Source organism: Micromonospora sp. 15K316, assembly GCF_004348525.1.
Lineage (GTDB): Bacteria > Actinomycetota > Actinomycetes > Mycobacteriales > Micromonosporaceae > Micromonospora.
In genome coordinates this window covers 1-18,518 of the sequence record NZ_SMKG01000112.1, presented here as the reverse complement: position 1 = coordinate 18,518, position 18,518 = coordinate 1, and the positions used below count along the sequence as shown (strand labels likewise).

General features: G+C 73.4%; 16 protein-coding genes. 8 read left to right on the top strand and 8 right to left on the bottom strand.

What is annotated here, in order from left to right; genetic code table 11:
* Positions 1 to 289 precede the first annotated feature (289 nt).
* Positions 290 to 1,171, top strand: coding sequence for an ion transporter (locus E1211_RS20305; protein WP_243709615.1), 882 nt, complete (start codon positions 290 to 292; stop codon positions 1,169 to 1,171).
* Between the two features lies 1 nt (position 1,172).
* Complete coding sequence (locus E1211_RS20300) at positions 1,173 to 1,760, top strand: GNAT family N-acetyltransferase (RefSeq protein ID WP_243709614.1); 588 nt, start codon at positions 1,173 to 1,175, stop codon at positions 1,758 to 1,760.
* Between the two features lie 22 nt (positions 1,761 to 1,782).
* On the opposite strand, the gene E1211_RS20295 is transcribed toward E1211_RS20300, so the two are convergent.
* Positions 1,783 to 3,261, bottom strand: a complete 1,479-nt coding sequence (locus E1211_RS20295; RefSeq protein WP_132350587.1) for a glutamate--cysteine ligase — start codon at positions 3,259 to 3,261, stop codon at positions 1,783 to 1,785.
* A 157-nt stretch (positions 3,262 to 3,418) separates the two neighbouring features.
* On the opposite strand from E1211_RS20295, the gene E1211_RS20290 reads away from it, so the two are divergent.
* On the top strand, positions 3,419 to 3,790 hold the full coding sequence (locus tag E1211_RS20290) for a DUF3817 domain-containing protein (RefSeq protein ID WP_243709613.1): 372 nt from the start codon (positions 3,419 to 3,421) through the stop codon (positions 3,788 to 3,790).
* 16 nt (positions 3,791 to 3,806) lie between these two features.
* On the opposite strand, the gene E1211_RS20285 is transcribed toward E1211_RS20290, so the two are convergent.
* A complete protein-coding gene (locus E1211_RS20285) occupies positions 3,807 to 4,667 on the bottom strand; it encodes an alpha/beta fold hydrolase (protein ID WP_132350582.1) in 861 nt (286 codons plus the stop codon).
* A 65-nt stretch (positions 4,668 to 4,732) separates the two neighbouring features.
* Positions 4,733 to 5,281 carry a hypothetical protein gene (locus tag E1211_RS20280; RefSeq protein WP_207915447.1) on the bottom strand — a complete coding sequence of 183 codons (549 nt, stop codon included), beginning with the start codon at positions 5,279 to 5,281 and terminating at the stop codon, positions 4,733 to 4,735.
* Between the two features lie 143 nt (positions 5,282 to 5,424).
* Between E1211_RS20280 and E1211_RS20275 the strand changes: the two genes are divergently transcribed.
* The 4 genes from E1211_RS20275 to E1211_RS20260 all read left to right on the top strand — a co-directional run bounded on the left by E1211_RS20275 (position 5,425) and on the right by E1211_RS20260 (position 11,413).
* Entirely contained in the window at positions 5,425 to 6,549 is a 1,125-nt protein-coding gene (locus E1211_RS20275; protein ID WP_132350580.1) for a Vms1/Ankzf1 family peptidyl-tRNA hydrolase, read from the top strand.
* Positions 6,542 to 8,302, top strand: coding sequence for a thiamine pyrophosphate-binding protein (locus E1211_RS20270; protein ID WP_132350579.1), 1,761 nt, complete (start codon positions 6,542 to 6,544; stop codon positions 8,300 to 8,302). The genes E1211_RS20275 and E1211_RS20270 overlap by 8 nt, the downstream gene beginning before the upstream one ends.
* Before the next feature lie 336 nt (positions 8,303 to 8,638).
* Complete coding sequence (locus E1211_RS20265) at positions 8,639 to 10,051, top strand: hypothetical protein (RefSeq protein WP_132350578.1); 1,413 nt, start codon at positions 8,639 to 8,641, stop codon at positions 10,049 to 10,051.
* A gap of 225 nt (positions 10,052 to 10,276) precedes the next feature.
* Positions 10,277 to 11,413, top strand: a complete 1,137-nt coding sequence (locus tag E1211_RS20260; RefSeq protein ID WP_132350577.1) for a SigB/SigF/SigG family RNA polymerase sigma factor — start codon at positions 10,277 to 10,279, stop codon at positions 11,411 to 11,413.
* 90 nt (positions 11,414 to 11,503) lie between these two features.
* On the opposite strand, the gene ctaD is transcribed toward E1211_RS20260, so the two are convergent.
* From ctaD to E1211_RS20235, 5 genes are all read right to left on the bottom strand, one after another.
* The gene (gene ctaD / locus E1211_RS20255) at positions 11,504 to 13,507 is read right to left on the bottom strand and encodes a cytochrome c oxidase subunit I (RefSeq protein ID WP_132350576.1); all 2,004 of its coding nucleotides are present in this window, start codon (positions 13,505 to 13,507) and stop codon (positions 11,504 to 11,506) included.
* A gap of 118 nt (positions 13,508 to 13,625) precedes the next feature.
* Positions 13,626 to 14,354 carry an ATP-binding protein gene (locus tag E1211_RS20250; RefSeq protein ID WP_132350575.1) on the bottom strand — a complete coding sequence of 243 codons (729 nt, stop codon included), beginning with the start codon at positions 14,352 to 14,354 and terminating at the stop codon, positions 13,626 to 13,628.
* Between the two features lie 80 nt (positions 14,355 to 14,434).
* A complete protein-coding gene (locus tag E1211_RS20245; protein ID WP_132350585.1) occupies positions 14,435 to 14,881 on the bottom strand; it encodes a DUF4383 domain-containing protein in 447 nt (148 codons plus the stop codon).
* A gap of 149 nt (positions 14,882 to 15,030) precedes the next feature.
* Positions 15,031 to 16,191 (bottom strand): glycosyltransferase, encoded by a 1,161-nt coding sequence (locus E1211_RS20240; protein ID WP_132350574.1) that lies wholly within the window; start codon positions 16,189 to 16,191, stop codon positions 15,031 to 15,033.
* A gap of 94 nt (positions 16,192 to 16,285) precedes the next feature.
* On the bottom strand, positions 16,286 to 17,269 hold the full coding sequence (locus E1211_RS20235) for a glucosyl-3-phosphoglycerate synthase (RefSeq protein WP_243709616.1): 984 nt from the start codon (positions 17,267 to 17,269) through the stop codon (positions 16,286 to 16,288).
* A gap of 224 nt (positions 17,270 to 17,493) precedes the next feature.
* On the opposite strand from E1211_RS20235, the gene E1211_RS20230 reads away from it, so the two are divergent.
* On the top strand, positions 17,494 to 18,504 hold the full coding sequence (locus E1211_RS20230) for a Gfo/Idh/MocA family protein (RefSeq protein ID WP_132350573.1): 1,011 nt from the start codon (positions 17,494 to 17,496) through the stop codon (positions 18,502 to 18,504).
* The last annotated feature ends 14 nt before the right edge of the window (positions 18,505 to 18,518 follow it).

Sequence of the window (18,518 nt, the reverse complement as noted above, 5' to 3'; positions counted from 1 at the left end):
GCCCCGCCCCGCCCCGCGCCCGCCTCCGGCGGGCAGAGGGTTGATCATGAAGTTGTTGCCCTCGATCCCGGCGTGTCGAGGCGACAACTTCATGATCAACTCAGGTGGCGGCGGGAGCGGCGGCGGGAGCGCCTGCCGGCCCGCGGGCTCGATAGGGTGTCGGCATGCCCGTCGCGACCCGGACGCCCGATCATGAGGTGCTGACGGCGGGGCCCGTTCGACGGTGAGTCGCAGCCACCCGCCCCGCCCGCGGCGGGCTGCCGTCGTGCCGCCGTCGACCGTCACGCGGTTGTCCCAGCGATGCGCCCGTGCCGTCCGGTCCCGGCCGTTCGAGATCGCGATCATCGTCCTCATCGTGGCCAACGGGGTCGTCCTCGGCATCGAGACGTTCCCGCACCTGGGGGCGGCCGGGCCCGTCCTGCGCTGGCTGGAGCTGGCGTTCCGGGCCGCGTTCGTCACCGAGATCGTCATCCGGGTGCTCGCCTACGGACGACGTCCGCAGGACTTCTTCCGGCACGGTTGGAACATCTTCGACTTCCTGGTCACCCTGGCGATCTTCATTCCCGGCCTGCACGGCGAGTCCCCGCTGCTGCGCGTGTTGCGGGTGGCCCGGGTGCTGCGGCTGGTCCGGTTCTCCCCGGGCCTGCGGACGATCGTGGCGGCGCTGCTGCGCAGCCTTCCCGGCGTCGCCGGTTTCCTCGCGCTGGCCATGGTGACCCTCTACGTCTACGGCATGGCCGGCTGGCTGATCTTCGGCGACACGTACCCGGAGCAGTACGGCGACATCGGACGGTCACTGCTGACGCTCTTCGTGCTGCTCTCCCTGGAGACGCTGCCCGACCTGATGGAGCAGGGCATGTCCGTCTCGCCGTGGACTCTGCTCTACTACGTCAGCTACGTGATCATCACGGTGAACCTGCTGCTCAACATCCTGATCGCGGTCATCGTCAACTCGATGGAGGAGGCGCGCCGCCTGGAGATGACCGAGCGGTTGGCGCCCGGGTACGACGAGGACGGCGACGGTGTGCCCGACGAGGTGGACCGGATCGCGCTCACCCAGCGGCTGGACGATCTGCGCGCCGTCATCACCGAACTGGAGCGTGAGCTGCGCATCGACCGCGAGGACGCGCACGCGCGGCACGGGACGACGGGCCGCCGCTCGGAACGTTAACGTGTCCGGTGTGGAGGGCGGCTATCCGCCGGTGTCCGTGCCCGGCATCGCTCACGAGACCGACGGCGTCGGCGTGCGGCTGCGCCCGGTGGCCGAACCCGACCTCGCCATGTTCCGGCGGTTCTGCACCGAGCCCGGCCTGATCGGCCTGGACTGGGGCGGCTTCCGCGACCCGGGCGCGCCGGTGCGCCGCTTCGCGGTGGACGGCTGGCTCGGCACGGAGGACGGCCGGCTCGTCGTCGAGGCCGGCCCGGACGCGGTCGCCGCCGGTTTCGTCAGCTACCGGGCCGGCCAGTACGCGCCGCAGGCCGGCTACTGGGAGATCGGCATCGCCCTGCTGCCGCAGTGGCGCGGGCGGGGCGTCGGCTGGCGGGCGCAGGCCCTGCTCTGCGACTACCTCTTCGCGCACACCCCCGTGCAGCGCATCCAGGCCGGCACCCATCCGGAGAACCTGCCCGAACAGCGGTCGCTGGAGAAGGCGGGCTTCCGGCTGGAGGGGGTGGTCCGCGCCTGCGAGTTCCGGGCCGGGCAGTGGCGCGACGGCTACCTCTACAGCCGGCTGCGCGACGACCCGTCGCCCTGGGAGTGAGGGGCTGTCTCTGAGCCGGCGCTCAGGGCAGCGGCCACTCGTGCACCGGCCGGTTGCCGTGCATCAGGTCGACGTAGTGGCGTACCACCTCGCGCAGCGCCGCCGAACGGTCCAGGTGGTCGGCGGACTCCAGCCGGTGCAACGTGCCGACCTGCCAGCTGGCGCCGTTGCGCCCGGTCAGGCAGCGCTGCTCGATGATGCCGAGCAGCCGGTCCCGCTCCCGCGGGTCCAACCCCCAGCGGTCCAGCCCGTGATGGGCCAGCGGCAGGAGGCGGCGCAGCACCAGCTCGGTCACCGGAAGGTAGCCCAGGCCCGGCCAGTAGACCTGCGCGTCGATCCCGTGCCGGGCGCAGTTGGTGAAGTTCTCCTCGGCCGCGCTGAACGACATCTGCGACCACAGCGGCCGGTCCGACTCGGCCAGCGCGCGGACCAGGCCAAAGTAGAAGGCGCCGTTGGCGATGGTGTCCACCACGGTCGGCCCGGCGGGCAGCACCCGGTTCTCCACCCGCAGGTGCGGCCGGCCCCGCAGCACGTCGTAGACCGGGCGGTTCCAGCGGTAGACCGTCCCGTTGTGCAGGCGCAGTTCGGCGAGTCTCGGCACCCCGCCCGCCGCGAGGGTCTCCGCCGGGTCCTCCGGGTCGCAGACCGGCAACAGCGCCGGGAAGTAGCGGACGTTCTCCTCGAACAGGTCGAAGACGCTGGTGATCCAGCGCTCGCCGAACCACACGCGGGGACGTACGCCCTGCGCCTTGATCTCCTCCGGGCGGGTGTCGGTCGCCTGCTGGAACAGCGGGATGCGGGTCTCCCGCCACAACTCCCGGCCGAACAGCAGCGGCGAGTTCGCGCCCACCGCCACCTGCACCCCGGCGATCGCCTGCGCGGCGTTCCAGTAGTCGGCGAACTGCGCGGGGCTCACCTGGAGGTGGAACTGGGTGCTGGTGCAGGCCGCCTCCGGAGTGATCGTGTCGGCGGTGACCGCCAGCCGCTCCACCCCGTTGATGGCGATCCGCAGGTCCTCGCCGCGCGCGGCGAAGATCTGCTCGTTCAGCAGCTCGTAGCGGGGGTTGGCGGAGAGCGTCCGGGCGTTCAGGTGCGCCGGGAGCAGGGTCGGCAGGATGCCGATCATCACCATGTGCGCGCCGAGCGGGCGGGCCTTCTCCTCGGCGGCGTTGAGGCTGGCCCGGACGTGCTCCTCGAACTGCGCCGTCCCGGTGCCGGTCAACCGGCGCGGCGCGACGTTGATCTCCAGGTTGAACTGGCCCAGCTCGGTCTGGAAGCTCGGGTCGGCGATGGCGGCCAGCACCTCGGCGTTGCGCATCGTGGGCTGGAACTCGCCGTCGATGAGGTTGAGTTCGATCTCCAACCCGGTCATCGGGCGGTCCACATCGAAGCGGGACTCGCGCAGCATCTCCGCGAAGACGTCCAGGCACCGGCGGACCTTGTCCCGGTAGCGCGCCCGGTCGTCCCGGCTGAAGGTGCGTGTGCCGACGTCTTCGCCCATGGTCACCACCCGAGTCACCGCTGGTCCTCCTAACCTCCCACGCCGGCGCGGGAAGGGGGAAGAGCACGTGGAACCTTCCCTCTACCCGTCCGCGTTCCGGGTGATTCCCGTCGCGTCCGGCCGGTCGTGCCCGGCTTCACCGGCGACCGCGGTTAGCATGGCCGGCCGAGAGGTGGTGGCGGTGGGGATGCGCGACAGGGTGACCAAGCTGTTCGTCGGTGCGGCGATCGCCGAGGCCTGTTCCTGGCTCGGTCTGCTGATCGGGATGGCCGTGAAGTACGGCCCGCCCGGCAACGAGCTGGGCGTGAAGATCTTCGGGCCGATCCACGGCGGGCTCTTCGTCGTGTACCTGCTGCTGGTCCTGCTCGTGGCCCGGCGCCACCGGTGGAGCCTGCTGGCCACGGCGGTGGCGCTGGCCTGCGCGGTGCCGCCGTTCGCGACCCTCGTCTACGAGCGCTGGGCCCACCGCCGGGGGATGCTCGGCAGCACGGAGGCCGTGGCACCCCCGCAGCCCGCCGCGGTGCGCTGAATCCGGCGGGAACGCCTCACAAGGCGAGGAAGTCGGCCAGCACGCCGACCAACTGCTCCGGAGCCTCCTCGGCCATGTGGTGACCGGAGTCCACCGAGGCGACCCGCAGGTCGTCGGCCCAGCGCCGCCAGATCGCCGCCGGGTCGCCGTGGAGCTCGACCAGGTCGTCCCGCTCGCTCCAGACGAAGAGCACCGGGCACCCGATCCGGCGTCCGGCGGCACGATCCGCCTCGTCGGCGGCTCGGTCCGGCCCGAGACCGGCCCGGTAGTCCTCGCACATCGCGTGCACCGTGGCCGGGTCGTGGATCGCGCGCCGGTAGTCGGCGTACGCCTGCGCCCCCATCCGCTCCGGTGAGCCGCCGTACCAGGCGTCTGGGTCGGCGTTGATGATCCGTTCGGCGGGCTTGTCGAGCTGGCCGAGGAAGAACCAGTGCCACCAGCGGGCGGCGAACCGGGCGTCGGCCCGGGCCAACGCCTCGCCGATCGGCACCCCGTCGAGCACCCCGAGCCGGCTGACCCGGTCCGGGTGGTCCAGCGCGGTACGCATCGCGACGTAGCAGCCCCGGTCGTGGCCGATCACCGCGGCGCGCTCGTGGCCCAGCGCGTCGAGCAGCGCCACCACGTCGGCGGCCATCGCCCGTTTGGCGTACGAGGAGTGGTCGGCGGTGTCCGGTGGCGCGGTCGAGCCGCCGTAGCCGCGCAGGTCGGGGCAGATGACGGTGTGCCGCTCGGCGAGCAGCGGCGCCACCCGGTGCCAGGTCGCGTGGGTGCGGGGGTGCCCGTGCAGCAGCACGACCGGGGGGCCGGAACCGCCGTGGCGCACCCGCAGCCGCACCGGGCCGACGTCGACGTGCTCCAGGGAGAAGCCGGGAAACATGGCGGCCGGGGTACCCGGCCGGGGCGCCGGCGGAAACCTCCGGTCGCCCCCCGGGGACGCCGGTGTCAGGTCAGCGCCGACCAGGCGGCGATGCCGAGCACCAGCAGGATCCCCAGCGTGGCCTGGAGCAGCAGCGGTGGACCCAGATGCGACCAGAGGGTCGCGGTGCGCGGGGTGAGCAGCTGCCCGGTGGTGAGGTTGACGATCCGCTCGATCCGCGGTGGCAGGTCCGGGTCGCGCTGCGGGCGCAGGGTCAACTGCACGTGGTCGGCGGGGTGCACGGCGCTCTGCGCCAGGTGCCCGTGCAGCTCGACCTCGTAGAGCACGCCGGCGCCGTCGCGCAGCCGCACCGGCGTGACCAGGTATTCGGGGCCCTTCGTCAGGTCCTTCCAGCGCCGCCGGGCCGCGCCGCCGCTGCCCGGCAGGATCGCGCGCACCACCAGCATCAGCAGCGCGCCGACGCCGGCCGCGGCCAGGACGGCGACCAGGACCGGCTTGCCGACCGCGATCTCGCGTGTGTATCCCTCCAGGAACCGGACCACTCGGCCGGTGAAGATCCGTTGCGTCGGATGGGCGATCCGCCGGGTATCGAGTCCGCTGTCCATGACCACCACCGAGAGTCCTGATCCGTTCACTGATGGTATCCGGATGAGGGGTTGAACGGCGTGAATGAAACCTGGTCACGCACTCATGTCCGGCCAGGTGACATTCCGGGCGGCACGGGTATGCGCAGGGCCGAGCTGGAAAGGGGTCGAGCATGCAGCTGTCCTTCCTGCGCCCGCTCTACGACCGACCCGGGCCGTGGTGCTCGGTGTACCTGGACGCGTCGGCCGACACGCACGACGCCCACCCGGCGCTCGACCTGCGCTGGCGGGCACTGCAGGGCCAACTGGTCGACCAGGGCGCGGACGAGCCGACGGTCGCCGCGCTGGACCGAGTGATCCGGGGACACGACCCGGTCGCGGGGGACTACGGCCTGGCCGTCTTCGCCACTCGCGGGCGGGTGGTGCTCACCGAGTACCTCTCCGCGCCGCCGCTGCGCGATCTCGCCGCGTACGCGCCGCTGCCGCACGTGATGCCGCTGCTCGCCCAGCGCGGCGAGCAGGTGGCCTGGGTGCGGGTGCTGGCCGACCGGACCGGCGCGGACGCCGTGGCGGTCAGCGCCGGGGGAGTGCCCCGCCGGGCGCACATCGTCGGGCGCGAGGACTTCCAGCTGCGCCGGGTGCAGCCGGGTGGCTGGTCGCAGTCGCGCTACCAGCGGGCGGCCATGGAGGCGTGGCACCACAACGCCGGCGACGTGACGGCCGCGACGGTCGAGCTGGCCGAGAAGGTCGGCGCGGACGTGGTGGTGGTCGCCGGGGACGTCCGGGCCACCGGCATGATCGCCGCGCAGATGCCGACTCGCTGGCAGGATGTGGTCGTCCGGACCGACGCCGGCTCCCGGGCCGGCGGCGCCGACCAGACGCTCCTGGACGACCTCACCGTGCAGACCATCGCCGAGGTGGCCGACCAACGGATCACCCTGGCGCTGGACCGGTTCGGCATGCAGGAGGACGTCGGCGCGGGGCTGGACGCCGTGGTCGCCGCGCTGCAACGCAACCAGGTCGACAACATGCTGATCGTGGACGACCCGTCCGCCAACGGCGAGCTCTGGATCGGCCCGGAACCGACCGAGATCGCCGTCGACCGGGGAGAGCTGAATGCCATGCGCGTCGACGACCCGCAGCGGGTACGCGCCGACGCGGCCCTGGTCCGCGCGCTCGTCGGCACCGGCGCCGAGCTGACCGTGCTCGGCCCGGACGAGGCGCCGGAGCTGACCGACGGCGTGGGCGCGGTCCTGCGGTACGCGGACGCGAGCACGCCGGGACGGGGCGATGGCTGACCGCACCGCCGCCGACCTGGTGGTCGACCGGCTGCGCGCCTGGCGGGTCCCGCGTGTCTTCGGCCAGCCGGGCGCGGCCCTCGCCCCGCTCGTCGCGGCGCTGGAGCGGGCCGGCGGCGACCCGGCGTTCGTGCCGGCGCGGCACGAGGAGGCCGCCTCCTTCATGGCGACCGGGCACGCGAAGTTCACCGGCGGGATCGGGGTCTGCCTCGCCACCCAGGGGCCCAGTGCCGTGCAGCTGCTCAACGGCCTCTACGACGCCAAGCTGGACAGCAAACCGGTGGTGGCGATCGTCGGCGAGGACGTCGCCGGCCCGCTGGGCGGGGCACACCAGGAGATCGGACTGACCCGCCTCTTCGCCGACGTGTGCAACCAGTTCGTCCGCTACGCGCGCGGTCCCGGCCACGTACCGGCCCTGCTCGATCAGGCGTTCCGCACCGCCGCGGCCACCCGCAGCCCGGTCTGCGTCGTCCTGCCCCGGGAGGTGCAGGAGGCGGCCGTGCCCGACCCGCAGACGTACGCCGCCGGTGTGATCACCGCGACCCCCGGTGAGCCGCTGGCCCGGGTGCTGCCGCACGACGCGGACCTGGCCGCCGCGGCGCAGCTGCTCGGCAGCGGCCGGCGGGTGGCGATCCTGGTCGGGCAGGGCGCCCGGGACGCGGTGGACGAGGTCGTGGCGCTCGCCGACCGGCTCGGCGCCGGGGTGGCCTGTTCGTTGCTGGGCAAGCCGGTCGTCGACGAGCGGCTGCCGTACCACACAGGTGTGCTCGGCGAGGCCGGCACCCGGGCCGCCGCCGAGCTGATGGGCGGCTGCGACACGTTGCTGCTGGTGGGGACGAACGAGCCGTGGACCGGGTACCTGCCGATGCCCGGGCAGGTGCGGACGGTGCAGATCGACATCGACGGCCGGCGCGTCGGCAGCCGGTACCCGGTGGACGTCCCGCTGGTCGGCGACGCCGCCGAGACCCTGCGGGCGCTGCTGGCGCGGGTGCCGGACCGGCCCAGCCCGCAGTGGCGGGCCACGGTGGAGAACTCGGTGGACCGGTGGCGGCGCGAGCTGGTCGACCGGGCCGCCGCCGCGGCCGAGCCGGTCAACCCGCAGCTGGTGCTCCAGGAGCTCTCGTCCCGGCTGCCGCGCACCGGAGCGGTCGCGGTGGACGTCGGGACGGTCATCTACTGGTACGCCCGCCACCTGGAGCTGCCGCCGGGGGTGAACGCGCAGCTCTGCGGCACGCTCGGCGCGCTGGGCTGCGCGCTGCCGTACGCGGTGGCCGCCAAGCTCGCCGCACCGGACCAGCCGGTGGTCGCCCTGCTGGGCGACGGCGCCATGCAGCTCAACGGGCTGGCCGAGCTGATCACCGTGGCGCACCACTGGACGCGCTGGCAGGATCCGCGACTGGTGGTGCTGGTGCTCAACAACCGGGACCAGTCCGGGCTCGCCACCGGCCGGGAACCGGTTGGTGACCCTGCCCGGCGCCGCCCCGACGTGCCCTATGCCGGCTGGGCGCGGTTGCTCGGCCTGCACGGCGTCCGGGTGGACCGGCCGGAGCTGGTCGGGGCCGCCTGGGACGAGGCGTTGGCCGTCGACCGCCCCTGCGTCGTGGAGGCGGTCGTCGACGCCGCCGTGCCGCTCGCGCCCCCCGAACCGGCGCTGGCCGACCTGCGGGGGCTCTTCGCCGACGGTGACGCCGCGAGCCGCGTCCGGGAGCAGGTCGACCGCCAGCTCTCGGTAGCCGCCGACGACATCGTCTAGCTGTCCGTAGGACCGTCGCACAGCCGCGTTGATCATGAAGTTGTTGCCTCGACACGCCGGGGTGGAGCGCAACAACTTCATGATCAACGCTGTCTGCCGCGTCGCCCGGGGCGCCGGCACGGGCGACGCGGAAACGGACCGGGTCGCCGGTTGCCGGGCGATCGCGTACGGCCCGGACAGCCCTCCCGAGACGGACGGGACACCGCCAACCGGCCGGTATCGGTGAACTGCCCCCGATCAGCGGATTGGACCCGGCAGGTGGAGGAGGGCCCGTTTGAACCGCATCGGGACGGGAAGCCGGGCCGCGTGGTGAGCGAACGAGGCAAGGTGGGGCCGGTGCACAAGGTGCACGAGGGGCTCGTGGCGGCGGACGCCGGTCTGGCCGGCGACCGGGTCGTCAACACCGGCAGCGCGGCCCGCGTCCTGGTCGCCGCCACGGCCCGCGCCCTGCGCGGCACGGACTGCGCCGACCTGGGACATCAGGGCCCGGTGTCCCGGTTCCCGGGAACCCCCGATCCGGTCCGTCGCGCCGCGATCACCCGGGCCGCCGGCCGGGTCGCGCTCACCCCCGCGCAGCTCGCCGACGTCGACGCGGAGCGGGTCGCGCGCTGGTTCGTCGACCAGTACCCCCGCCGCACCTACCCGGGGATCGTGCTCGGCTCGCCGCACGGCGCGGCGGCGCACCTGGCGGTCGCCCTCGGGGTGCCCTGGCTGCCCGCCGGATTCGAGATGACCGTGCACTGGGCGCAGGGCGCGGTGGACCGTCCCGGGGCCGCGCTGGAGCACGGGGCCGGGCTCGTCGCACGGCTGCTCGCCGGCAACGACGACCTGCACGTACGCCAGGTGCACTGCCCGGCGAGCCGGGGCGCGCTGGCGGGAGCGACGGTCCTGCTCGCCGCCCGCTGGCGGACGCTGCCGGCGGCGTACCGGCGGTTCCTGGCCGACCGGCTGGCCCCGGGCGCGCCGGTGCTGCTGCTGCGTGACGCGCGGACGTGGCCGGTGGTGGAGGCGGGGCAGGGGCACACCTTCCAGGTCGGCTGCCCGGGCAGCGGGCTCGACCCCGTCGACTTCCACCCGGACAGCCACGCCCTGCGTCAGGTGCTCCGCTCGGCCGGTGGCGACGCCACCCGCTGGGAATCGCCGGAGGTGTCCTCCCCGTCGGGGTACGCCGAGCACGGCGTGGAGTCCGGTTTCGAACTGAGCGCCCGGGACTGGGCCGGGCGTGCCGAACGGACCCTGCACCGGGTGCTCGTCCCCCGCCCCGAGGGGCTCAGCGCGGTGGTGGCGGACCTCTACCGGCGGTGGCTGCGCGCGGCGGGCAAGACCGGCGACCGGCTGGTGGTGGAGTGCGGACGGCTGCTCGACCCGTGGCAGGTCGTCCGGGCGGGGCTGGTGCCGTACTGGTGCGAGAACGCGACGCGGCGCAGCGTGGAGGGGGCCGAGTGGTGGCTCGCCGGCAGCGAGCCCTACAACTCCGTGGACGTGCTGCCCGAGCCGCCCGGTGTCCGCTCGCCCGCCCTGGCCGGGCTGCCCCAGTGGCTCGCCGTGGCCGGCTTCGGGCGGCGGCGCCGGGCCCTGGACCGGGCCTCCGCGCGGGGCTACCCGGTCACCTCCGTGCCCACCCGCCGGGCCACCGAGGTGCTGCGCGCACAACCGTACGACCTGCCCGCGCCGCCCCCGTTGACCGTGGCGGAGACGTTGGCGGTGTTCCGCGACAGCGGCACCCACCAGGGGTTGCTCGTCTCTTGAGGCAAGCCCAGCGAAACATCCTCGCGAACCCGGGATCCCGTGATTGAGTACCTACGGAGCGGGAACATCGCTGGCTGCGACGGACTGATCACCTTGCGCGGCCTGATGTCGTCGCCCGCTGGCGTCCCAGTCACGTAACCCAACTTCCGGCCCGGTGCGTGGTCCGACCACGCGCACGACCGGTTTTCCCGATCCGGGCGGGGGACCTTCCTGAGGGAGGCGCGGATGTTCGGACAGACCACCACAAGCACGCCACCACCGACCGAGCGGGGCCTGGAGGACCTCGACGCGGCCGCACTGGCCTACGCGGCGCGGATCGAGGGGCTACCGCCCGAACGGCGGCAGGAGGCTCGCGACGACCTCGTACGGTTCGCCCTGCCGTTCGCGGGCCGGCTCGCCCGCCGGTACCGGGGTCGGGGGGAACCGCTGGAGGATCTGGAGCAGGTGGCCCGGTTGGGGCTGGTGAACGCCGTCGACCGGTACGACCCGGAACGGGGCTCCTTCACCGCGTACGCGGCGATCACCATCGTCGGCGAGATCAAGCGGCACTTCCGGGACCGGACCTGGGGCGTGCACGTACCCCGCCGGCTGCGCGACCTGATCCTCGAGGTCGGGCAGGCCACCGCGGCGCTGACCAGCGAGCTGTCCCGGGCCCCGTCCGTCGCCGAACTGGCCGAACGGCTGGAGACGCCGGAGGAGGAGATCCTCGCCGCGTTGGAGTCGGCGGCCGGCTACAGCCCCGCCTCGCTCAACGCGCCCGTGGGCGGGGAGAGCTCGGCCGAGTTCGGTGACCTGGTCGGCGAGTCCGACAACGCGCTGGAATCGGTCGACGACCGGGTCACGGTCAGCGGACTGCTGCACCGCCTGCCCTGGCGGGAACGGCGGATCCTGGCGATGCGCTTCTACGGCAACCAGACCCAGGCGGAGATCGCGGCCCGGTTCGGCATCTCCCAGATGCACGTCTCCCGGCTGCTGTCCCGGGCGTTGACCTGGCTGCGTCAGGCGATGCTCGCCGACACCCCGCCGCCGTGGCAGAACGGCACGGCCGAGACCGAGTCGACAAAGCCGCGCATCTCCGTGTGGCAGAACGGCGACCGGGTGGTGGTCGAGGTCGGCGGCGACGTCGACCGGGACGGAGCGGACCAGCTGCGCCGGGCGATGATGGAGGCGGTCACCGGCCAGCCGAGCGAGGTCGTCGTCGACCTGGTCGGCGCGGGCGGGGTGGATGCCGGTGGGATCGCCGCGCTGGTGGCCGGCCGGGAGGCCGCCGCCCGTACCGGTGTCCCGCTCCGGCTGACCCGGGTGCAGCCCGCGGTGCGCCGCTCGCTCACCGCCGCCGGCCTGCCACCGGCCCGCGACTGAGCGGCCGGTCCGGCCGCGGCACCAATCGCACGGGGGCTCTCCTCGACGTCCGGCGTCGAGGAGAGCCCCTGGTGTCGGCTCGGGTGCTCGTCACCGGTCCGGCTGGTCGCCGGGGCTGCGCGGGTGGCGCCACTCGTCGTTCTCCTGTGGCGCCCGCTGCGCGCCCAGCGGGTTCTCGTCCGGCTCGTCGGTCTCCTCGAAGCTCGGCCGGCGAACCTGCTCGGGGTCCGGCACCTCCACCGGGCGGGCGCCGGACTGCGGCGCCGGCATGTACTCGTTGACCTCGCGCGTTCCGTGCGCGCCTTCGGCGGCGGGCGACTCGGGCACCTGCGTGACGTGCCGGATCTCTTCCCGGAATCCCTGGGGCGGCCGGGTGGTGCGCTGCGGCAGGTCCCGGCCGAGGTCGGAGACGAGCGGGCCGTACTTGGCGTCGAACGCGGGCCGCTCGGAGCGGATCCGCGGCATCCGGTCGAAGTTGCGCAGCGGCGGGGGGCACGTCGTGGCCCACTCCAGCGAGTTGCCGAAGCCCCAGGGATCGTCCACCGTCACCTTGGCGCCGTATCGCCACGACTTCCAGGCGTTGTAGATGAAGAAGAGCGTGGAGAAGCCGAGGACGAAGGCGGAGATCGTCGAGAAGGTGTTGAGGAAGGTGAACCCGTCCGTCGGCAGGTAGTCGGCGTACCGGCGGGGCATTCCCTCGCTGCCGAGCCAGTGGTGGACCAGGAAGGTCCCGTGGAAGCCCAGGAACATCGTCCAGAAGTGCGCTTTGCCGAGCCGCTCGTCGAGCAACCGTCCGGTCATCTTCGGCCACCAGAAGTAGTAGCCGCCGAAGAGCGCGAACACTACCGTTCCGAAGACGACGTAGTGGAAGTGGGCGACCACGAAGTAGGTGTCGTGGGTGTGGAAGTCCACCGGCGGGCTCGCCAGCAGCACCCCGGTGAGGCCGCCGAGCAGGAAGGTCACCAGGAAGCCGATCGCGAAGAGCATCGGCGTCTCGAAGGTGAGCTGCCCCTTCCACATGGTGCCGATCCAGTTGAAGAACTTGACTCCGGTCGGGACGGCGATGAGGTAGCTCAGGATGCTGAAGAACGGCAGCAGCACCTGGCCGGTGGCGAACATGTGGTGCGCCCAGACGGTCATCGACAGCACGGTGATCGCGATGGTGGCGAGCACCAGACCCAGATAACCGAAGATCGGTTTCCGGGAGAAGACCGGAATGATCTCGGTGATGATGCCGAAGAACGGCAACGCGATGATGTAGACCTCGGGATGGCCGAAGAACCAGAACAGGTGCTGCCAGAGCATCGGCCCGCCGGTCGCCGCGTCGAACACGTGCGCGTTCACCAGCCGGTCGGCCGCGAGGGCGAACAGCGCCGCGGCGAGGAGCGGGAAGACCAGAATCACCAGCACGCTCGTGAAGAGCATGTTCCAGGTGAAGATCGGCATCCGGAACATCGTCATGCCCGGGGCGCGCAGGGTCAGGATCGTGGTGATCAGGTTGACCGCGCCGAGGATGGTGCCCAGACCCGATATCACCAGGCCGATCACCCACATGTTGGCGCCCACGCCGGGGGAGTGCTCGACGTCGCTGAGGGGGGTGTACGCCGTCCACCCGAAGTCGGCCGAGCCGCCGGGCACGGCGAAACCGCCGATGACCATCAGACCGCCGAACAGATACAGCCAGTAGGCCAGGGCATTGAGGCGGGGGAAGGCGACGTCCGGCGCGCCGATCTGGATGGGCACGATGAAATTCCCGAAACCGAACGCCGCCGGGGTAGCGAAGAGCAGCAGCATCACCGCGCCGTGCGAGGTGAAGAGCTGGTTGTATTGCTCAGACGAGAGGAACTGCAGGCCGGGCCGGGCCAGCTCGGCCCTCATCACCATCGCCTCGAGCCCGGCAGCGACGAAGAATCCGAACGAGGTGAGCAGGTAGAGGATGCCGATCTGCTTGTGGTCGGTGGTCGCCAGGAACCGGATCAGGGAGTTTCCCGGGATCGGCGTGCGCAGCGGGCCGGGATAGCCGCCGAACTCCGCCGGCGCGAGGACCGCCGGTCCTCTGTCCCGGCCTGGCTCCGTCGTGACCCGCTTGGGCATGGCTGCTTCACCCCGTCGTCGCGTGAGAGGACGGGCGTGACTGCCCCACCCCTGCCCTATGAAACCAGGCCGAAGGGGTAAATCGGGTCGATTCGCGGCGTCGGGGGGAGAGGTTGCGTCAGGTCACCGGCACCATCGCCCAGACCGCCTTGCCGTTCCCGGCCGGCACGGTGCCCCAGCGTTTCGCCAGCTCACGGACGAGCAGCAGGCCCCGGCCACCCTCCGACCGTACGTCCGGAACGCGGGCCCGCACGGCCCGCCGGCTGCCGTCAACGACCGCGATGTGCAGGTACGGCCGGCGCAGCGTCAGCGTGACCTGCATCGGGGTGCCGGCGTGCCGGACCACGTTGGCGACCAGCTCGCTGAGCACCACCGAAGCCGGTCCGGCGACCTCCGGGAGCTGCCACCGGGCACACGCGTCGACGACCAGCTCCCGGGCCCGCCGGCACGCTCCGGAGACGGGTTCGAGCCGGGCCCGCAGCCGGGGCGCGGCGGCCGTTCTGGCCACCCGGGTCGCCTCCGCGCAGTCCCGCCGCACCGGCACCACCCGGCACGCGGTGGTCGCGGCCAGCCAGCGCGCGGCGCTCGGCGGCGGGGCACAGAGCACGACCGGGACGGCCGGCCACTCCTCGGCGCGGCGGAACGTCGCGGCGAAGACGGCGAGCGCCAGGCGGTCCCGTACGACCACCGCGCCCAGGTCGACCACGAGGGCGTCGGGCTGGGCGGTCAGGCAGGCGGTCAGCCGCCGGTACACCGATCGCATCGTCGCCAGGTCGAGGGTCCCGGCGAGCCGGACGATGGTGACCGGCGACCCGTCCGACACCTCGCATGTGATCCGGCTCGACATCTGGCCCCAACCCTCTCGCGTCTCATCGGTGGGACTCAGGAACTACCCTCGGCGCGAATCGCGCAAACCGTCGGCCGAGGTCACCCCGGTCGCCGCGCCGTCACCAGGCCGAGCCCGATCATGCCCAGCCCGAGGCCCAGGTGCAGCCAGTTGTCGGCGCCGTTGAGCGGCAGGAAGTTCGCCCCGCTGTCGGCGTCCATCACCACGCCGTAGAGCCACAGCACGAGGTAGACGGCGCCACCGCCCACGAGGTACGTCCGGGCCCGGGTGACCGTCCGCGACAGCACCAGCCCGGCCACCCCGAAGCCGAGGTGGACGAGGTTGTGCAGCACCGACACCTGGAACGTGTCGAAGAGCGCGGCCCCCGAGTGGTGCCCGGCGAGGCGCAGATCGTCGACGGGGTTGGTGACACCGGGTACGAAGCCGAGCACCCCGATGACGACGAAGAGGACCGCCACCACAGCGGCGGCCCGGCGCACCGGCGCCTTGCCGTCGGCCGGGTTGGGCCGGGCTCGGGAGTGCGCCATCGGTCCGAACACCGACGCTCCTCCCTCCACCGCCGCTCGGCCAGGCGCGGCTACCCGCGAACCGGCCGGCCAAACCGGGCGGCCGGTCCGCGCGCCCGCCCGGACCGGCTCCGCTCCAGCGATCGGGCAGGGGTCGGCGCCGGCGCGGGTCAGGCCGGCTGCAGGTCGACGCTCGGGGTCAGCCGGCGGACCTGCTCGTAGAGGGCGAGGTACTTCTCGGCCATCACCGCCGGGGTGAACCGGGCCGCCGCCTCCCGGCGGCACTCGTCCGGGTCGAGCAGCTCGCCGGCGGCCAGCACCAGCTCGCCCAGCTCCTCCTCGTCGGTGGCGAGCAGGCCGGTGCGGCCGTGCTCGACGAGCTCCGGGAGACAGCCCCGGGTGGTGGCGACCACGGGGGTGCCGAGCGCCAGCGCCTCGACCACGGCGGTCCCGCCCGGCTCCTCCCAGCGCAGCGGGAAGAGCGCGGCACGGGCCGTGGCGAGCAGGTCGTCGCGCTCGTGCCCGGCGACCGTGCCGACCCACCGGACCAGCTCCCCGTCCACGTACGGCGCCACCTCGTCGTGGAAGTAGCGCACGTCCGGGTTCTGCCGGGCCGCCTCACCGGCGGCGGCGAGATCCGCCGGCCGGTGGTACGGCCCGACCGGCCCGGCCAGCACCAGCGGGAAGCCCACCTGCCGGGCCAGCCGCGCGGCCAGGTCCTGCCCCTTGCCCGGATTGATCCGGCCGAGCACCACCACGTGCGCGCCCTTCTCCGGCCGGGACCGGCGCTCCGCCCCGACCGCGAGCGGGCTGGAGAGGTGTACGTGCCCCACCGAGTGCTGCCGCAGCGCGCGCGGCGCGCGGGCCAGCTGCGACGCGGAGACCCCGTTGACCCGGACCCGATCCCCACCGTCGAGGTTGCCGTAGAGGGCGGGATGCTTGGCCAGGTCCCAGTGCAGGGTGTGCAACACCGGAGGCGCCTCCGGGCCCATCGCCGTCAGGGTGGCCAGCCCCACCGCCTCGACATGGTCGTGCACCAGGTCGATGTCGTCGCGGGCGTGCAGCTGGCGGACCACCCCGGCCAGGTGCGCCTGGGCGATACCGCACACCTGGTTGTACGGCCGTTGCAGGGCGCCGAACTGCCCGTCGGGAAAGACCGACACCAGCTCGTCGACGGGCAGGGTGCTCTCGCCCACCGAGGCGAGCACCACCCGGACGCCGAGGCGGCGCAGCTCCGGCACCAGGGTCGCGATCACGTTCTCGATGCCGCCGTAACCGGGCGGCGGGACGGAGAGCCACGGACCGGCGTTCATGAGGACGGTGAGGCTCATCGGGTCCCGCCCCTCGGCCGGGGGGAGTCGCCGGTCGGTGTGGCGCGCACGCCGCCGGTCACCGTACGACGGTCGCGACGAACTGGCCCGGCGTTCACGCCGCCGCCACCCGTCGGCCCGGCATCCCGCCCCGCAGCTCCGCCAGGGGTGGCCGCTCCTCGACGGAGACGTCGCTGACCACGATCTCCCGCTCCAGGTTCGGCAGCCCCTCCGAGCCGCCCCGGCGGAACTGGGTGAGCAGCGGGGTCGGGTCGACTCCCGGGGCCGCCCAGCCGCGCCGCTGCAGGCGGGACCAGACGGTCAACAGGATCTGGGCGGACATCCGGCCCAGCGCCGCCGTGTCCTGGTGCCGGTGCTTGCGTTCGCCGAGGTCGACCTGGGCCAGCGCGTCGAGCCCCACCAGCTCCAGCAGGTCGATGAGCATCGCCGTCTCCACCCCGTACCCGGAGACGAAGGGCACCTGGGCCAGCACGTCGCGCCGGCCGGCGTACTCACCGGCGAGGGGCTGCACGAAGCCCGCCAGCTCGGGCCAGAAGAGGTTCAGCAGCGGCCGGGCCATCAGCTCCGTCACCCGGCCGCCGCCGTCGGGCTCCACGCTCGTCGTACCGACCAGCGGGCGGTGGTAGAAGCCCTTGACGAAGTCGACCGACGGATCGGTGAGCAGCGGCCCGACCAGCCCGGTCACGAAGTGCGGGCGGAACTCCCGCAGGTCGGCGTCGACGAAGGCCACCACGTCACCCTCGGCGGCGGCGAGACCGGCCCAGAGCGCGTCACCCTTGCCGGCGAGTCGGGGCAGCCCGCTGGTCATCGCGTCCTGGCTGACCACCTCCGCGCCCGCGGCCCGGGCCACCTGCGCGGTGCGGTCGGTGGAGCGCGAGTCCACCACGATGAGCTCGTCGACCAGGGCGACCCGGTCCATCAGGTGCTCACGGATCGTCGACACGATCGCGCCGACGGTCGCCTCCTCGTTGCGGGCGGGCAGCACCACGCTCACCCGGCTCTCGCCCTTGGCCCGGAGCAGTCGCCGCGCGTTCCAGTCGGCCGCCGAGGTGGTGCGGTACGTGGCCCAGGCCTCCACCACGGGTGACACGCTCGAATCAGTCTGCCGCACGGGCACCCCCCAGATCGTGGCCGAGAACGAACCTCGTTTTTCCCACTGCCACCCTCGCGCTAACCAATCATGCCTAACACCTGGATCGTGCCGTTCCTGCCGGGGAGCACGCGGGGCGGACGTTTGACCGGACGGCCGCGCGGGGAGTGCTTGCCGCACGACGTGCGGGGCCGGGTGGAGAGGCGGGACCGATGGGCAGATGCCGGGTGGGATTGGTCGGGGCCGGTGGGGTGGCGCAGCGGCACGCCCGGGTGCTGGCCGGATTCGACGACACGGAGTTGCTCGGCGTGACCGACGTGCGGCCCGCCGCGGCCGCCGCGCTCGCCGGTCTGCACGGCAGCCGGACCTTCCCCGACGTCGAGGCCCTGCTCGCGGCCGGGCCGGATGCCGTGTACGTCTGCGTGCCGCCGTTCGCCCACGGCCCGGCCGAGGAGGCCGTCGTCGCCGCCGGGGTGCCGATGTTCGTGGAGAAACCGGTCGCCGTGGACCTGCTCACCGCCGAGCGGATCGCCGACCTGGTCGCCCGGCGTGGGCTGCTCACCGCGGTCGGCCACCACTGGCGCTACCTGCCGGCGGTGCAGCAGGCACGGGAGCTGCTCGCCGGCCGTACCGTCCGGATGGTCTCCGGCGCCTGGTGGGACAAGGTGCCCCCGGTCGAGTGGTGGAGCCGGCGGGACCGCTCCGGCGGCCCGGTGGTGGAGCAGGCCGCCCACGTGCTGGACCTGATCCGCCTGCTGGTCGGCGAGGCCACCGAGGTGACCGCCTACGGCGACGGCGCCCCGCCGCCGGTCGAGGGGGCGGACATCGACTCGGTGACCGCTGCCACCCTGCGCTTCGCCGGCGGCGCGGTGGGCACCCTCAGCGCCGCCTGCGTGCTCGGCTGGAAGCACCGCGCCGGGGTGGAGATCCTCGCCGACGGCCTGGCGGTGACCCTGACCGAGGAGGGGCTGCTGGTCTGCGACGCCGACGGGGAGCGCCGGTTGCCCGCCGACCCGGAGACCGCCCGGACGGCCGTCGACCGGGCCTTCGTCGACGCGGTCCGCGGCATCGGCGACGACGTGCGCGTGCCGTACCCGGAGGCGCTCGCCACCCACCGCCTCGCCCTCGCGGTGGCCGACTCGGCCCGCACCGGCCGGCCGGTACGCCTCGACGCGCCGGCCACGACGCCGCTGGGCGGCACCGGGGTGACCGTCGATGCGTGACCGGGTGCTGGTGG

What these genes read in the sequence shown, in the direction of transcription:
- E1211_RS20260 (WP_132350577.1), top strand. Translation starts at nt 10,277, where the DNA reads ATGTTCGGACAGACCACCACAAGCACGCCACCACCGACCGAGCGGGGC.
- E1211_RS20245 (WP_132350585.1), bottom strand. Translation starts at nt 14,881, where the DNA reads ATGGCGCACTCCCGAGCCCGGCCCAACCCGGCCGACGGCAAGGCGCCG.
- E1211_RS20275 (WP_132350580.1), top strand. Translation starts at nt 5,425, where the DNA reads ATGCAGCTGTCCTTCCTGCGCCCGCTCTACGACCGACCCGGGCCGTGG.
- E1211_RS20230 (WP_132350573.1), top strand. Translation starts at nt 17,494, where the DNA reads ATGGGCAGATGCCGGGTGGGATTGGTCGGGGCCGGTGGGGTGGCGCAG.
- E1211_RS20295 (WP_132350587.1), bottom strand. Translation starts at nt 3,261, where the DNA reads ATGGGCGAAGACGTCGGCACACGCACCTTCAGCCGGGACGACCGGGCG.
- E1211_RS20290 (WP_243709613.1), top strand. Translation starts at nt 3,419, where the DNA reads ATGGCCGGCCGAGAGGTGGTGGCGGTGGGGATGCGCGACAGGGTGACC.
- ctaD (WP_132350576.1), bottom strand. Translation starts at nt 13,507, where the DNA reads ATGCCCAAGCGGGTCACGACGGAGCCAGGCCGGGACAGAGGACCGGCG.
- E1211_RS20285 (WP_132350582.1), bottom strand. Translation starts at nt 4,667, where the DNA reads ATGTTTCCCGGCTTCTCCCTGGAGCACGTCGACGTCGGCCCGGTGCGG.
- E1211_RS20270 (WP_132350579.1), top strand. Translation starts at nt 6,542, where the DNA reads ATGGCTGACCGCACCGCCGCCGACCTGGTGGTCGACCGGCTGCGCGCC.
- E1211_RS20250 (WP_132350575.1), bottom strand. Translation starts at nt 14,354, where the DNA reads ATGTCGAGCCGGATCACATGCGAGGTGTCGGACGGGTCGCCGGTCACC.
- E1211_RS20240 (WP_132350574.1), bottom strand. Translation starts at nt 16,191, where the DNA reads ATGAGCCTCACCGTCCTCATGAACGCCGGTCCGTGGCTCTCCGTCCCG.